Here is a 15,007-nt window from a genome sequence, read left to right on the forward strand (position 1 = left end):
ATAAAGACCATGCCCATACAAGAGATACAATTGTATGACTCGATATTCTAAATGGACAAGGTCCATACCATCTACTTCACCAATCCCATCATTTTCGGAAGCGCCATTGATATTGCCGGTATATAAGTCACTGCCATCAAAACCACAAATATGACGGCAAAGAACGGTAGCAGCGTTTTTATAACTTGATCAATTTTTATATCACTAACCTTACAGCCTGTAAAAAGAATTGGGCCTACTGGTGGTGTGATAGTACCTAAAGATAAGTTGAATACAAGTAATACACCAAATTGTACGGGATCCATACCTAGATTCATACAGATTGGAAGAAAGATAGGTGTAAAAATGAGAACCGCTGGTGTTGGGTCCATAAAAGTGCCAACAAACAGTAAAATAACATTGATAATTAATAAAATAATTATAGGGTTGTCCGTCAGAGATAATAGTGTATCGGCAATAACACCAGGTATCTGAGTAAATGCCATGACCCAAGACATGACCGACGATGCTGCAATCATGAAAATAACAATCGCAGTTAGTTTTGCGGTGGAAAGTAGAATACTAGGTAATAAATCAACTTTTATTCCTTTGTAAGCAAAGCCTAGTGCTAACGAATAGACAACCGCAATTGCCGACGCTTCTGTGGGAGTGAATATACCAGCAAGAATACCTCCAATCACAACAATAACTAGAGATAAGCTAGGAATAGCATCAATAAACAACTTAAATCGCTCAGAAAGAGTGAGTGTATGTTTAGACATATAACCCCGGCGGTATGCCATGATACCTGCCACTAGCATGACACCAATTCCCCAAAGTAGACCAGGCAAGTAGCCGCCCATAAATAATGCTGAGATTGACACTGAACCTGCAACTGTCGCGTATACGATGAGCGTATTGCTTGGTGGGATTAACATCCCGGTGGGCGCTGATGCAATATTTACAGCAGTACGAAACGCAGGGTCATACCCTTCTTTCTCTTGAATAGGATTCATGATTCCGCCGATCGCCGCTGCTGAGGCTACACCAGATCCACTTATTGAGCCAAACAGCATATTTGATACAACATTTGTTTGAGCTAGAGATCCTGGGAAGTAGCCAGTGAGTATACGAGAGCAGTTAATCAGCCTAATCGCAATGCCCCCATTATTCATAATATTTCCGGCTAGGATAAAAAATGGTATTGCAAGTAAAGCGAAACTATCAAGACCTGTGAACATACGTTGAGCTGCGGTTGTCATAGCGCCAGCCATCGGAAGAATACTTACCATTGCACAAAATGAAGGTAATCCAATACTTATACCAATCGGAGCTCCCAACACGAGTAAGAAGATAGCGCCGCCAAACATTATTAGAGCGGCGATAGTTGCTGCATCCATACTAACTCAACCTTTTATTCTTAATTTATGAAATTGATGAACTAACTTCATTTGATTAATAATGAAGTAAAGCATGATGAGTAGACCAGCAATGGGAAGGGCTGAATAAATAATACCCATAGGGATCTCTAGTGCTGAATCTTGCTGCCACATTTGACGAGCTGCTACTTTATATCCGCCTTGCCACATCACAATAAAGGCAAATGTAACAATGGTCCATTCAGTAAAAATATCGACTAACACGCCAGCTTTTGGCGAAAACTTATCCCGGACATATGTAATAGCCATGTGCTCTCGAAGTCCAAAAACGTAAGCACCGCCGATTAATACTAACCATACAAACATGTAACGAGATAGCACTTCGCTAACCGCGCTCGGGCTATCGAAAAGATAGCGGGTAACAACCTGATAGGTAACAAGAATGGTAAGCAGTGCCATAATTGCAACGCACGCTCTTTCAACTATCCAATCCGTCATAGCTTTGAGTTTGTCGGCCCAGTACAACAATTTTTCCACTTAATTCTTCCTTAAAACGGCTAAAAGGCTAGGTGATGTCTAAGGGTTATCCCCTTCAACTCATAAAATGTTTGATATCATAAGATTTACACATCCTAGCCTTTTGATACTTAGCCTTGTTCATTGATGATTTTGGTTATCTCTTTTTGTGCGTCCGTTTTAATAAGCTTTTTCAGTAGCGGTTTACAATTATCCTGGAATAGCTTCACATCCACATCAAGGAATGTTGCGCCATTGGATTCTGCAAGTGAACGTGCATCGCCAATTTTTTCATTCCATTTAGCAAACTCATCAACAGTTGACTCTTTTGCTATCTTACGAATAAGGGCTTGATCGGATACAGGTATAGAGTTCATAAAGTCATTACTAATGACAACAAGGTCTGGCACCATTAAGTGAGAGGTTTTGCTAAAGTAGGGTGCTACTTCATAGTGTTTCATGTCGGCATAAGTGATTTCGTTGTTTTCACCACCGTCTAGTACACCCTGTTGAACAGCTGTATAGACTTCACCTTGGCTCATTGGAACTCCGGTTCCGCCCATGCAAGACAACATTTCCACCATAGTATTTGATTGCATCACACGGATTTTCTGCCCTTTCATATCTGCAACAGATTCTACGTTTTTGTTTTTGGTATAAATGTTACGCGAGCCTGCAGTGTAAGCCGTGAGTACTTCAAAACCAAACTTCTTGGTTGATGCAAATAGCTCATCAAGAGCACCTGAAGTGAACACTTTTTCTTGATGCTCTATTCCAGTGTATGCAAAAGGCATGCCAATTGCAGTGAACGTGTTGTCATAGTTTTCAATTAATGGATTAGCAACCACAGCCATTTGCACCGCGCCTGATTGAACAAGTTCAAGTGACGCACGTTGATCTCCTAATAATGCATTTGGGTAAATAGTGATTTTGTAGCGACCATCTGTCGCTTTTTCTAGCTGCTGCCCAAATTCTTCTAGAGCTAGGTATTGTGGGTGTTTATCAGATTGGTTGAACGCGGCTTTAATGTCTGTAGCAGCTGACACTATTGTAGAAAACCCTAGGGTTCCTGCAACCATGACTGCAATCGTTGCCATTTTAAATGTTTTATTTTTTAGCATTGAATATCTCCAAAAAAGGGGGGTACTTTATTAGGTTTGTTTATTATTGGATTTTGTTCATATCAACAAAGTCCATGTCGTCAAAGGTTTGATTTTCTCCCAACATTCCCCATACGAAGCTGTAGTTTTTGGTGCCACAACCCGAATGGATAGACCAGCTGGGAGAAAGAACCAATTGTTTGTTTCTTACAATAAGGTGTCGTGTTTCATCAGGCTCTCCCATAAAGTGGAAGACGATATTCTCTGGTTCGATATTAAAATACAGGTATGCTTCCATTCTGCGTTCATGTGTATGGGCTGGCATTGTGTTCCAAACGCTTCCTGGTGCTAAATGAGTAACCCCCATACATAATTGGCAGGTTGGCAATACATCAGGGTGTAGGTATTGATTGATTACTCGTTTGTTTGCTCCTTCATTACTGCCCAATTCGACTTTTCTCGCATCATCTTGAGTAATGATTCGTGATGGATAAGTGTGATGAGCAGGGGCACTTAAACAATAAATTGATGGTTCTATCTCTTTATCTAGGCGACTAAAAACAACATTTTCTTCACCCTTGCCTAAATAGAGTGCATCGTACTGATTTAGAGTATAAATATGCTGGCTGGTTTGAACTTGAATGCGACCGCCCAAATTCACGATGCCTAATTCACGACGTTGTAGGAAAAAATCCGTCCCGAATGCATTCTTATCAATATGATCATTGAGAGCTATTGCCGTGGTTGTTGGGCATACTCCAATTGCTACAACACGATCTATATGACTATAAACTATCTGCACACTGTCATATTTAAAGAGGTGTTCAGTTAAAAACTCATCTCGCAGTCTGGATGTGTCATAAGTTTTTGAATCTTTTGGATTATTATTATAGTTGATGAACATTGAATACTCCTTGTTGATAAAGTTAAGTTTACGTTTTATTTATATTTGATCAATGATGTTTATATTTGAATTTATGTGGTTGTGAACTCAATAAGGGAGTGAGTATGAAATAGAGAATATTTTGTGATCTGAAACTAGAAAAAAAGTTAATTTCACTAGTGAAGTGAGATCTGTGTAGAATTAAAAATGAAATGATGGTTTATTTAATTTAATACTTGATTTTCTAATTTTCACACTTAACTGGTGAACGTGAATTTTTGGATATGATTTAGTAAGAAGGGCAACTGTTGAATTCTAGTATTTTCCCTAAGTAGGGGGTGGGGAGGGTCTTCACCCATTGGGCTATTTTGCTCAGAGTAAAATAATGAGGTACATGCTGCATTTGATCGTTATCAACACGAGTCGTGATGATAGATATTCCTTAAGGGTAGCTGGGAAACTTTGGACAGAGAGCAGAATGCAAGCATGCATTGATGGATTGACAATAAAAAAATATCCGGTATCGATAATTATCGCTCTATTAAGCCTGGCTCTTGTTTTTTACTATCTTCGCCAAAGTGTTGTAGCTTAACCACTTTAAGTTCATCAATGAGTTGGCAGACGTTTTCGGGGGGAGTTTTTGTGCTTTTCACTAATTCGGAGCCTGTTAGTTGAGTGCATGCGTAGGGCGAAGCTAGAATCGATTTTGAGTCTTTAGGTTATTGAACCATGATCCAATGTATCTAAATGAATTGTTTTATTGGTCTATTATGAGATCAAGTGTGTATATTCTTCTGTTGTGGGGATCATGTCTAATCACTCGAGTGACTTTGAACTAAGCTGAAACATTTTCAATGTTAATGAGAATAATTTATGCGCAAATTTTTGAGCATAAATTATTCTAGATAGATTACTGCCTAGAGTTACTGTTTCTTCTCGACAAGGCAGTTTATTTTAAAGTGAACTGCCTTGTAAAAAGACTTAGTCTTTTTGGGGTACTTGTGTTGTCTTATTTTCTTGAAATGAATTATACACCCATATGAAGAGAGAGATGTTCATTAGGAGTACGACAATGATCGCAGGAAACCCACCGAGATTTGACAGCATTTTAATTCCATCTATCCCAATGAATCCTGTCATGATCCAAGCAACAACAGCGATTAAAGTACCGAAAAGTATTTTAAGAGCATTGCGTTGCTTATTGACTTTATTGTCATCATGTTGGTTTTTAAGGCAGAGTGAAGAAATCGCGTCGGTATTTGAATCCGCCGCTGTTACATATGCTAGGTAAACGATGAAGATGAAACCTAAGATTAGAAATTGGCCACCAGGTAACCGCTCTAGTAATGAATAGATTACAGCTCCCGGTCCACCTTCTGACATTATTTGGTAGTAGAAACCTGATTCTTGCATATCGATTGTTAAAATAGTACCTGAGAATATGCTCATCCAGATTATAGAGAATACTGCGGGTATCACTAGGTTAATGACAATAAACTCGCGCACGGTATACCCGCGAGATATTTTACCTAAGAATAGTGCTGTGATTGGCGCCCAAGATAGCCAGTTTGTCCAGTAGAATATTGTCCATGATAAAGGCCAAGTATCACCAGCCTCATATACAGTCCCTAAACTGCGAGGTAAAAATGTAGTGATGTACTCACCTAGAGCAGCTGTTGCACCTGAGATAATTTCTTTCGATGGACCGAATATGAATGCAATAATCGCGATAGCGATAAAAAGAACGGCGTTCAACGAAGAAAGTCTTGCAATGCCCTTTTCTAGTCCTGAAATTGATGAAGCGATGAAGCTTATCATTATAATGAAGATAACGATGCCAAGAAGGACGATATTATCTTCAAGGCCAGTGACATTACTTAAGCCACTGGAAAGAACGAGTGCGCCAGTACCGAGAGAAGCAGCCATACCCGCGACGAGGGCTAACATTGCAAGTGAGTCAACAATACTACCAATTGTCCTAGCTTTGTCTGTACCAAATAGTGGTTCAATTGTAGAGCCCAGAGAGAAGTTACCATTTCGGTTATAAAGAGCTAATGCGAAAGCTAACGCAGGTAAAGCATAGATAGAAAATGGAATGATTGACCAATGCATGAACATAGTTGATAAAGCAAAGGTGGCACTTGCTACCGAGTTGGGATCTATGCCAAGAGATACCGGTGGACCATATAAGTGGTAAAGTGGTTCGGCTGTTCCCCAGAAAAGCATACCGGCAGCTGTTGTTGTACAAACTGCGATAGACGCCCACTTCCATTTCGATAGCAAAGGAGTTGAATTCTCTCCTCCAATCCTTTTAAGCCCTAGTGGGGAAAAGTAAATTACTATCAATGTAGTCAGCATTAATAGTGCGCCACCTGAGAACAACCATGATAGCTTGCTTAACATCCAGCTATTCATAGCTGATGTTACGCTTAAGAACGACTCCATGTTTGTGTAACTTAAGATCACAGTTATAAGTAGCAATGCCAATGGTATGGCCATGACTCTGGTTCTTATATTATTCATTTGAAGCTTCCTTTTTCTTATTCATTGGAACTTTCCTTTTTTGGTTTTTCTACGTTTTGGATTAACTTGTTAATAACTTCTTCTAAGAAGATAAAAAACAAGGTCCTCGGCCTTTTATATTGCGTTACCTTGTTATTTTTAGAGCCTCTGGTTAAATAAAAAACCTTGTAATTTGCTAGTTCTGGCAGGGTAATTAGATCTTCAAAAAGAAAGAGCTTTTCTCCAGCGTTTACGTTGATTAAATTTGTATAACTGTCATATAAACCTGATGTTGATAGAGTTATTAACAGTGTGTCTTGGTTGCAATAATGTTGAAGCATGTTCATATCACTGACTGCTGTTGATCTTTTATGGGTGGTCATTTGTATTCTATCGCTGAAATAAACAGCGCATGCGAAAGATGGACCTGCACCATATAAGACAATGTTTTGGTACTTTTCCATTTCGATAGAAAATGAATCGACTAAATCTCTATCAAAACTGTCTAAAAATATCTGTATTGAAGAAAGGTGACTATTTTTTATAGCACTGTCTTCGCTATTTTCTATGTCAATATTTTTATTGTGAAGCCTTTTAAACTCTTTGAAATTTTCAAACCCCATCCTTCTGACGAATTTTGAAAGCTTTGATGGGGATATGTTTAGTTGTTCACTTGCTTTCGATATTGATATGTTGCTTTCTTTTTCTAGAATCGGAGTGATCTCTCTTAAAATCTTCTTTTCTAAATTATTAAGCATACTGTTTGTGATTAATGATGGCATATTGTGTCCCTTTGGTTAATGAATAGTATCACTATGTTGCTTCAGTTAAATGGAAAACTTTCCATTTAATGCTTAGCGTCACAGTTTAATGGAAAATTATCTTTGCAATGTAATGTAAAAGCATTATGATTCTTCGAGTTAAATTATTTCCTATGGAGTGTTCTAATGCTAGAGAATATGCTTAATTTTAACATGGATATGTTTTCGTTAGAGGGTAAAGTCGCTCTAGTTACTGGCGGAAATACAGGTCTAGGTTTGTCTTATACGATCGCTTTCGCGAAAGCTGGTGCAAAAGTTGCGGTTGTTTCGGTTAGTGACACGGATGATGAAGTTGCTGAGATACTAGACGCGATGGGGGAATCTTACCTATTTATTAAAGCTGATATTACCTCTGAAGGTGCTCCGAAAAATATTGTTGACCAGGTGGTCTCTCATTTTGGTCACATTGATATCCTTGTTAACAACGCAGGGCGTTGTGTGATTGAAAAAGAAGTTTTGAATTTTGATAGGCCTAAATGGGATGCAATGGTTAATCTGAACTTAACAGCAGCTTTTGAAATGTCTCATGCAGCGGCCAAACATTTTATTTCTCAGCGTTCTGGGAAAATTATTAATATTGCTTCGATGTTTTCTTATTTAGGTGGTCAATGGTCACCGGCTTACTCTGCTACTAAGCACGGTATTGTTGGGTTAACAAAATCTTATTGTGATGAGCTTGCTAAGTTTAACATTCAAGTGACAGGTATAGCTCCTGGTTATTTCGCTACTCCGATGACTGAGGCTACTCGAAATGATGAAGTAGCAAATGAAAAAATAGTATCTCATATTCCAGCTGAGCGTTGGGGTGATTTAAAGGATTTGATGGGAGCAGCTGTTTTTTTAGCATCAAGCGCGTCAAATTACATCAACGGTTCGGTAATCGACGTTGATGGTGGATATTTAGTACGATAACTAAGGAATAATTATGGAAAATACTCAACTATTAGATGGTCTTCATTCTTTTTTAGACAGAAACCAGGTTGTGACAACAGAATCTGAGTTATATGAAGCTTCGGCTGATCGTTATAAAAAATACGCGAAGGTAAAAGGTGAGCTAAATAGTGTTTTACCTTCTGCTATTGTTGAGCCGAATTCGGCTGAAGAAGTGTCTATGATTTTATCGTTCTGTAACGAGAATAATATTAACGTAATTCCCCGTAGTGGTAGGACTTCAACTGAAGGTGGCCTTGAGAACTGGAAAGAAGGTACGGTTATTATTGATAGTAAGCGTTTGAATAAAATTATCAATATTGATGAGTACAACATGCAAGTAACGGTGCAAGCAGGTGTATGTTTACAAGATGTTGAAGACGAAGTTCGTAAGTTAGGTCTTACAACCGGACACTCCCCTCAATCTAAACCTGTAGCTCAATATGGAGGCTTGGTGGCGACTCGTAGTATCGGACAATTTTCAACATACTATGGGGCCATTGAAGATATGGTTGTTGGACTTGAGTGTGTGTTTCCTTGTGGTCATATATCTCGTATAAAAAACGTTTCTCGTCGTGCAGGTGGTCCAGATATTCGTCACATTGCTATCGGTAATGAAGGTGCTTTATGTTTCATTACCGAGGTAACAGTCAAACTCTTTAATTTTTATCCATTAAACAATCGCTATCTTGGTTATCTGATTAAAGATGTAGCTTCTGGCATTCATATTCTTCGTGATGTGATGTCGTCTGGATATAAAGTTTCTGTTGCACGGGTTTACTCTGAAGAAGATGCAGCACAGCACTCTAAGTTAGCTGAGTTCAGCGAGAACCAATGCTTGTTGATTCTAACACTTGAAGGACCTGAGCGATTAGTTAATGCAACTTACGAAGGGGTAGAAGAAATACTGGCTCTGCATGCCGACAATGTAATAAAGAGAGCTCCGGCTAAGCAGGTTCAAGATTGGTTTGAAAATTTGAACTGGAGTGTTGACCGTATCGAACAAGAAATAGCAGAAATGCGTACCCACAACCGCCATGATGGTTATACCACCGAGATATCAGGAGATTGGAGTACGATACCTAAGATTTATGACAATGTTATTCATCGTATTCGTACTGAGTTTGATCGTGCTGAAGATCTTACCATGCTCGGTGGACACTCGTCTCACAGCTATCAAAACGGAACCAATATGTACTTTGTTTATAACTACGCTATCAATTGCGATCCAAAAGATGAGATGCGTCTTTATCATCATCCTTTGCAACGGATTATTGTTGAAGAAACCCTAAAATTAGGGGGATCTATGTGTCATCACCACGGTATAGGTAAATATCGAAACGAATGGACTAAAGCAGAACATGGTTCGGCTTATTACATGCTTGAGTCGCTGAAGTTAGCTTTTGATCCAAATAACATTATGAATTTTGGTTCTATTTACCCTCAAGAAGGGACAGAGAAGTTCTTCAATTAGTGCAGGTGGTAGTTATCTATTTTATTTGAGGAGTCGTATGAGTTCATATTTTATTGGTATTGATAATGGGTCTCAAAGCACGAAGGTAGCTATTTATTCTAGCGAAGGTGAGGAGGTTTGTACCGCTTCGGTGTTATTGCGTCCTACCGACTGTAATGATCTGGGGTGGGTAACCCATCCTGATGATGATATTTGGGATAGCGTTTGGGAGGCATTAGAGCAATGTGTTGCATTATTTCCTTATTCGAAAGAGCTAATTAAAGGGATTGGCCTGTGTAGTATGCGTTGTTGTCGAGTCCTTTTGAATCGTGAAGGGGAGTTGGTTGAGCCAGTTATTAGCTGGATGGATGTGAGAATGGGGAAGCCTTATGCTCATATCGACGACAGAGTTAAGTATGTGACCACAACATCTGGGTATTTATCACATAAGCTCACAGGGAATACGACTGATTCGGCATCAAATTATGAAGTTCATTGGCCCATTAATCCCTACTCAATGGAATGGCCTGATGATTTGGAAATAGCAACTAAAGGTTTAGTTCGGTCGCAACTTTTTGAACTCAAGAATCCAGGCGATAGCTTGGGTGTACTTCGGCCTGATTTTTCTAGTTGTTTAGGACTCAGTTCGGATATTTGCGTTTATGCCACTGCGAATGATAAAGCTGTTGAAACTTTAGGGGCTGGCGTTGAAAGGGGAGGGGAAGTGATGGTCTCTCTTGGCACTTTCATCTCAGCAATGATGGTGGGTGATGAACATTTCCCTGATGAAACGAATTTTTTTTCAACATTTGCTTGTGAACCTTATAAGTATGTTTATGAATCTGATGGTATCCGTCGTGGTATGTGGACTATTAGTTGGTTTAAGAACCTGATTGGTCAGGAGCTAATAGATTTGGCTCATGAGATGAACATGTCCGAAGAAGATGTTTTAAATGAGTGCGCTCAGTCAGTGCCAGTAGGTTCGGACGGACTGGTCACTATTCTTGATTGGTTGAGCCCTATAGATAAGCAATACCGCAAAGGTGCAATACTGGGTTTTGATGAGAGACATACTAAGTATCATATGTATCGTTCACTACTTGAAGCTATTGCTTACTCTCTTAACTCGAATTTGCTTGATTTGTTTGAGGCAAAGCAAGAAGTGTTAAAAGGGATAGTAGCTACCGGAGGTGGGGCTAAAAGTGCCTTACTGCTTCAAATTCTAAGTAATGTTACTGGTGTTCCGGTTAAAACTGTAAAGACAACGAGTGTTGCTTGCTTAGGTGCTGCAATGTGTGCGGGGTTAGGGGTTGGGACTTTCTCTTCTTTTTCTATGGCTAAGAATCGTATGATCAAGTACTGGTTAGAAATAACACCTCACCCCATCGATTCAAGACAATATCAGGCGATATATCATAATCACTATAAAAATATTCGCCGATATACTGATCCGCTATTTATTAGCCTTGAACCTATAACTATGAAATAAAAGTAAGCCAGCATAAGGAATGATTTGTATGGAATATGTTCAACTTGGTCAATCGGGCCTTCGTGTTTCTAGATTATGTTTAGGTACCATGAATATGGGCTCTAAAGAATGGAAACCTTGGATCTTTAATGAGAAAGAGAGCGAACCGATAATCCGTCATGCACTTGATCATGGTGTTAATTTTATCGATTTAGCTGATTTCTACTCATCGGGTGCAGGTGAGCAAGTAGTTTGTAACGTTCTTAATCGCATTGGACAGAGAGACCGTTTGGTTATTACGACCAAGGTTGGTTATGCAATGAATGATGACGTTAACGGTTATGGCCATTCTCGTAAGCATATCATGGAATCCATTGATGCATCTCTACAGCGTATGGGGACCGACTATGTTGATATCTATATGTTGCACTACTTTGACACTTTTACCCCGATAGAAGAAACCATGTGCGCGCTTAACGATATAGTTAAGTCAGGTAAAGCTCGTTACATTGGTGTGTCAACAATGTACACATGGCAGTTAGCTAAAATTATCCAAGTTTGTGAAAAATATGGGTGGGTCAAGCCAATTAACATGCAACTTCAATATAACTGTGCTTATCGTGAAGAAGAACGCGAAATGATCCCCTTCTGTCAAGACCAGGGCATTGGTGTTTCAGTCTTTAGTCCCCTTGCTCGCGGTATATTAACGAATGATTTAAATTCTACGCGCAATAAAACGGATTTTTTTACGGCGGATATGTACAACGATCAAGTATCGATTGACATCGCAACATCAGTTGCGCGGGTTGCACAAAATCGTAACTGTTCACCAGCTCAAATTGCACAGGCTTGGGTGTTATCTAAATCTTCAGTCTCATCAATGTTGGTTGGCGCTGATACTAAAGAGCAATTTGATAGTGCAGTGACAGCATTAGGCATGTGTTTGAGTGAAGATGAAATTCACGAGTTGGAGCGAAACTATACACCATGTGATTTAATTAATGATTATACAGCGGGTATTCGTATTCCTCGAATTGCTCGTCCAGCCATAGAAACTTTTAAAGTTTCTTAACCATTCTGGTGTCAACACTGGTTTCAACAATTCAAACAGGTTCTATCATGACAAATTCATTACAAGAAACGATTGCTTGGGCAACTGACTGGGCAGCTAAACCAAAATATCAGTATATTGGTAACCAATGGGTTACTGGTGATGCTGCATCGTGGGTAGTCATTAATCCCGCTGACAAATCCGAGATCTGTTCATTTCCAATGGCTTCCGAATCATTAGTGGAAAAAGCCGCTCAGTCGGCATCTGATGCACATGATTTTGGGGAATGGGCGAGTACCCCTCGAGCAGTAAGGTCGAGTGTTCTTCATCAAATTGCTCGTTTAATTCGCGAAAATGTTGAGAAGCTATCGGTACTTGAGACGCTTGCCAATGGTAAGCTTTTGAGTGAGTCTCTAGCGGATGATATTCCTACATGCGCAGATATCTTTGAGTACTACGCGGGTTGGACAGATAAATACTATGGTGAGACCTCACCAGTAGATATTGATTATATTAATTACACAAGTAAGGAACCGGTAGGCGCTTGTGCATTAATTGCACCTTGGAACTTTCCTCTTTATCAAACTGCCTTAAAGTTGGCCCCAGCATTGGCAATGGGAAATACGGTTGTCCTTAAACCATCGGAGTATACGCCTTTAACGTCGATTTTTCTGGTTGAATTGATCACTCAATCAATAAAATTGCCGAGTGGTGTTCTGAATTTAATTCTTACGGATGGTAAAGCTGCTAATGCTTTGACATTGAGTGATAACATTCACAAGGTGTCATTTACTGGTAGTACACCTATTGGTCGAAAGATAATTGAGAATAGTAGTAAGTCTAATCTTAAAGCGACAACACTAGAACTTGGCGGAAAATCCCCGTGCATTTTTTTTGAAGACGCACCAGATCTTGACTCTGCTATCGATCGTGCTTTTACTGTGATGTTTTCCCACAAAGGAGAAAAGTGTTCTGAGCCTACTCGTTTTCTTATTGAGGAATCGATATATGATTACGTAGTTGATAAGTTGGTTGCAAAAGCGAATTCGGTTAAATGTGGACATCCCTTTGATGAAAACAGTGAGCAAGGACCGCAGTGTAATAAAGCACAGTTTGATAAAATAATGTCTTATATAGACGTTGGTAAGAAAGAAGCTGAGTTAGTTGCAGGCGGATACCAAGATTTGTCGAATGGTAATGAGAAGGGCTATTATATTCGTCCCACCATTTTCTCTAAGGTTCCGCCACTATCGCGTATTGCTCAAGAAGAGATTTTTGGACCCGTGTTGTGTTGTATACCTTTTAAGACCGATGATGAGGCTATTAAGATAGCAAACTCCACTACTTATGGCTTAGCCGCTGGTGTATACACAGGCGATATCAAACGTGCACATAAATTTGCTCATAAAATTGACTCTGGTATGTTTTATATTAATCGTTACGGTTGTTATGGTTTGAGTAGCCCGTTTGGTGGTTTTAGACAAAGTGGTTGGGGGAAGGAGATGGCTATCCACTCCTTAGCGTCATATACCAAAACTAAATCTATTTGGGTCTACAATGGTAACGACTGATGCGAACGTTCGTGTAGAGGCGGATGGCATTGGAGAAGTATCGGTGCCCGTTTTGGCACCGTATGGAGCACAAACTCAAAGAGCAATTAATTTGTATGCATCATCTCACGCGAAGAGTTTGGGAGAATATCCCTCTCTAGTTAAGGCTATGTTACTAATTAAAGCTTCTTCGGCTATGACGAACGTTAAATATTCATTTATCGATGAGAACTTAGGTAAGTCTATCTCTAAGGTTTGCTTGGGGTTAATTGACTCATATCAACCAGAACTTTTTCCTGTTCATGCGTTTCATGGCGGTGGTGGAATTTCTACTAACATGAATATAAATGAGGTTGTGGCAAACTTAGTTAATGACCAATATTATAATGTGTCTTATGGTCAATATCATCCGGCACACCCTAATGACCATATTAATTTGAATCACTCTACGAGTGATTGCCTACAATCAGCATCGACCATTGCAATTCGAAATGAGCTCAAAGAACTAAGAGTGTCATTGTCTCAATTGATTGCCGGTTTTGATTTTCTGGCTCAAGCGCATCGTGACAATGAGAAGATCGCTCGCACATGCTTACAAGATGCGGTGATGATACATTTTTCTGACTATTGGGTAGGAATTAAAGGTTCGTTAAGCGGCTTTGATTGTGACATTGAGAGGCACTTAACATCGTTGCTTGCGTTAAACCTTGGAGGTAATGTAATTGGTCGTAGGGATGATTGTGAACAAGAGTTTTTTGATGGTTGCTTATTTGAAATTCAGAAATTAACCAGCGAGTCATATTATCAGCATGATAATCTTATACAGTGTAGTCAGAGCTTTGATGCTTTAAATAGTTTGGTAGGTTGTATCAATAACCTATCTAACTTTCTTATTAAGGTTGCTAAAGATATACGCCTATTATCTTCTGGTCCTGATACTGGTTTTGGTGAGATTATTTTACCCGAAGTTCAACCTGGTTCGAGTGCATTACCTGGTAAGATTAACCCTACTATTCCTGAGTATATGATTCAATGTGGAATACAAGCTTTAGGTCATTGTTATAGCGCTTCGTTAACCAATCAACATGGTGAACTAGATTATAACCCTTGGGGGATGGTGCTTACGACAAACCTTATTGATGCTGTCACGACCTTGTCTTCTGGCGTAAGTGTTTTGACAAGCTCATGTATTTTAGGTGTACAGGTTAATGAAAAGACAGCACTAGCCAATGCTAAAGCGTTTATTCCCTTTGCTTTTGAATTAAAAAAATCGATTGGGTATAAGAAAACGTCTGAATTGTTGGGGCGTCACGGGAGAAATCGAGGTTTAATTTTACAAGATATTGAGTCGAAACCTCAGTAGTACACTGCCAGC

General features: G+C 39.4%; 12 protein-coding genes. 6 read left to right on the forward strand and 6 right to left on the reverse strand.

The features are described from left to right. Positions 1 to 71: 71 nt before the first annotated feature. The 6 genes from ACFI6G_RS16565 to ACFI6G_RS16590 form a co-directional block, all read right to left on the reverse strand. Positions 72 to 1,379, reverse strand: coding sequence for a TRAP transporter large permease (locus tag ACFI6G_RS16565; protein WP_046209556.1), 1,308 nt, complete (start codon positions 1,377 to 1,379; stop codon positions 72 to 74). Positions 1,380 to 1,385: 6 nt separating this feature from the next. Then, positions 1,386 to 1,895: a TRAP transporter small permease gene (locus ACFI6G_RS16570; protein ID WP_197080431.1), complete on the reverse strand. Its 510-nt coding sequence runs from the start codon at positions 1,893 to 1,895 to the stop codon at positions 1,386 to 1,388. Positions 1,896 to 2,005: 110 nt separating this feature from the next. Further along, positions 2,006 to 2,995, reverse strand: coding sequence for a TRAP transporter substrate-binding protein (locus ACFI6G_RS16575; protein WP_046209555.1), 990 nt, complete (start codon positions 2,993 to 2,995; stop codon positions 2,006 to 2,008). A gap of 43 nt (positions 2,996 to 3,038) precedes the next feature. Continuing rightward, positions 3,039 to 3,878, reverse strand: coding sequence for a 5-dehydro-4-deoxy-D-glucuronate isomerase (gene kduI, locus ACFI6G_RS16580; protein ID WP_046209554.1), 840 nt, complete (start codon positions 3,876 to 3,878; stop codon positions 3,039 to 3,041). A gap of 960 nt (positions 3,879 to 4,838) precedes the next feature. Further along, positions 4,839 to 6,380 (reverse strand): BCCT family transporter, encoded by a 1,542-nt coding sequence (locus ACFI6G_RS16585; protein WP_046209552.1) that lies wholly within the window; start codon positions 6,378 to 6,380, stop codon positions 4,839 to 4,841. Between the two features lie 17 nt (positions 6,381 to 6,397). After that, entirely contained in the window at positions 6,398 to 7,141 is a 744-nt protein-coding gene (locus ACFI6G_RS16590; protein WP_046209551.1) for a MurR/RpiR family transcriptional regulator, read from the reverse strand. Positions 7,142 to 7,306: 165 nt separating this feature from the next. On the opposite strand from ACFI6G_RS16590, the gene ACFI6G_RS16595 reads away from it, so the two are divergent. From ACFI6G_RS16595 to ACFI6G_RS16620, 6 genes are read left to right on the forward strand one after another with little or no spacing between them, the layout of a single operon-like run. Beyond that, the gene (locus ACFI6G_RS16595; RefSeq protein WP_197080430.1) at positions 7,307 to 8,092 is read left to right on the forward strand and encodes an SDR family oxidoreductase; all 786 of its coding nucleotides are present in this window, start codon (positions 7,307 to 7,309) and stop codon (positions 8,090 to 8,092) included. Positions 8,093 to 8,105: 13 nt separating this feature from the next. Then, entirely contained in the window at positions 8,106 to 9,584 is a 1,479-nt protein-coding gene (locus ACFI6G_RS16600; RefSeq protein ID WP_046209550.1) for an FAD-binding oxidoreductase, read from the forward strand. A 37-nt stretch (positions 9,585 to 9,621) separates the two neighbouring features. Beyond that, positions 9,622 to 11,052 carry an FGGY-family carbohydrate kinase gene (locus ACFI6G_RS16605; RefSeq protein ID WP_046209549.1) on the forward strand — a complete coding sequence of 477 codons (1,431 nt, stop codon included), beginning with the start codon at positions 9,622 to 9,624 and terminating at the stop codon, positions 11,050 to 11,052. A 28-nt stretch (positions 11,053 to 11,080) separates the two neighbouring features. Beyond that, positions 11,081 to 12,103, forward strand: coding sequence for an aldo/keto reductase (locus tag ACFI6G_RS16610; protein ID WP_046209548.1), 1,023 nt, complete (start codon positions 11,081 to 11,083; stop codon positions 12,101 to 12,103). Positions 12,104 to 12,150: 47 nt separating this feature from the next. Continuing rightward, positions 12,151 to 13,653, forward strand: coding sequence for an aldehyde dehydrogenase family protein (locus ACFI6G_RS16615; RefSeq protein ID WP_046209592.1), 1,503 nt, complete (start codon positions 12,151 to 12,153; stop codon positions 13,651 to 13,653). After that, positions 13,640 to 14,995: a lyase family protein gene (locus ACFI6G_RS16620; RefSeq protein ID WP_046209547.1), complete on the forward strand. Its 1,356-nt coding sequence runs from the start codon at positions 13,640 to 13,642 to the stop codon at positions 14,993 to 14,995. The genes ACFI6G_RS16615 and ACFI6G_RS16620 overlap by 14 nt, the downstream gene beginning before the upstream one ends. The last annotated feature ends 12 nt before the right edge of the window (positions 14,996 to 15,007 follow it).

The organism is Vibrio sp. PSi01 (assembly GCF_054960695.1).

What these genes read in the sequence shown, in the direction of transcription:
- ACFI6G_RS16620 (WP_046209547.1), top strand. Translation starts at nt 13,640, where the DNA reads ATGGTAACGACTGATGCGAACGTTCGTGTAGAGGCGGATGGCATTGGA.
- ACFI6G_RS16575 (WP_046209555.1), bottom strand. Translation starts at nt 2,995, where the DNA reads ATGCTAAAAAATAAAACATTTAAAATGGCAACGATTGCAGTCATGGTT.
- ACFI6G_RS16615 (WP_046209592.1), top strand. Translation starts at nt 12,151, where the DNA reads ATGACAAATTCATTACAAGAAACGATTGCTTGGGCAACTGACTGGGCA.
- ACFI6G_RS16610 (WP_046209548.1), top strand. Translation starts at nt 11,081, where the DNA reads ATGGAATATGTTCAACTTGGTCAATCGGGCCTTCGTGTTTCTAGATTA.
- ACFI6G_RS16595 (WP_197080430.1), top strand. Translation starts at nt 7,307, where the DNA reads ATGCTAGAGAATATGCTTAATTTTAACATGGATATGTTTTCGTTAGAG.
- ACFI6G_RS16605 (WP_046209549.1), top strand. Translation starts at nt 9,622, where the DNA reads ATGAGTTCATATTTTATTGGTATTGATAATGGGTCTCAAAGCACGAAG.
- kduI (WP_046209554.1), bottom strand. Translation starts at nt 3,878, where the DNA reads ATGTTCATCAACTATAATAATAATCCAAAAGATTCAAAAACTTATGAC.
- ACFI6G_RS16600 (WP_046209550.1), top strand. Translation starts at nt 8,106, where the DNA reads ATGGAAAATACTCAACTATTAGATGGTCTTCATTCTTTTTTAGACAGA.
- ACFI6G_RS16590 (WP_046209551.1), bottom strand. Translation starts at nt 7,141, where the DNA reads ATGCCATCATTAATCACAAACAGTATGCTTAATAATTTAGAAAAGAAG.
- ACFI6G_RS16565 (WP_046209556.1), bottom strand. Translation starts at nt 1,379, where the DNA reads ATGGATGCAGCAACTATCGCCGCTCTAATAATGTTTGGCGGCGCTATC.
- ACFI6G_RS16585 (WP_046209552.1), bottom strand. Translation starts at nt 6,380, where the DNA reads ATGAATAATATAAGAACCAGAGTCATGGCCATACCATTGGCATTGCTA.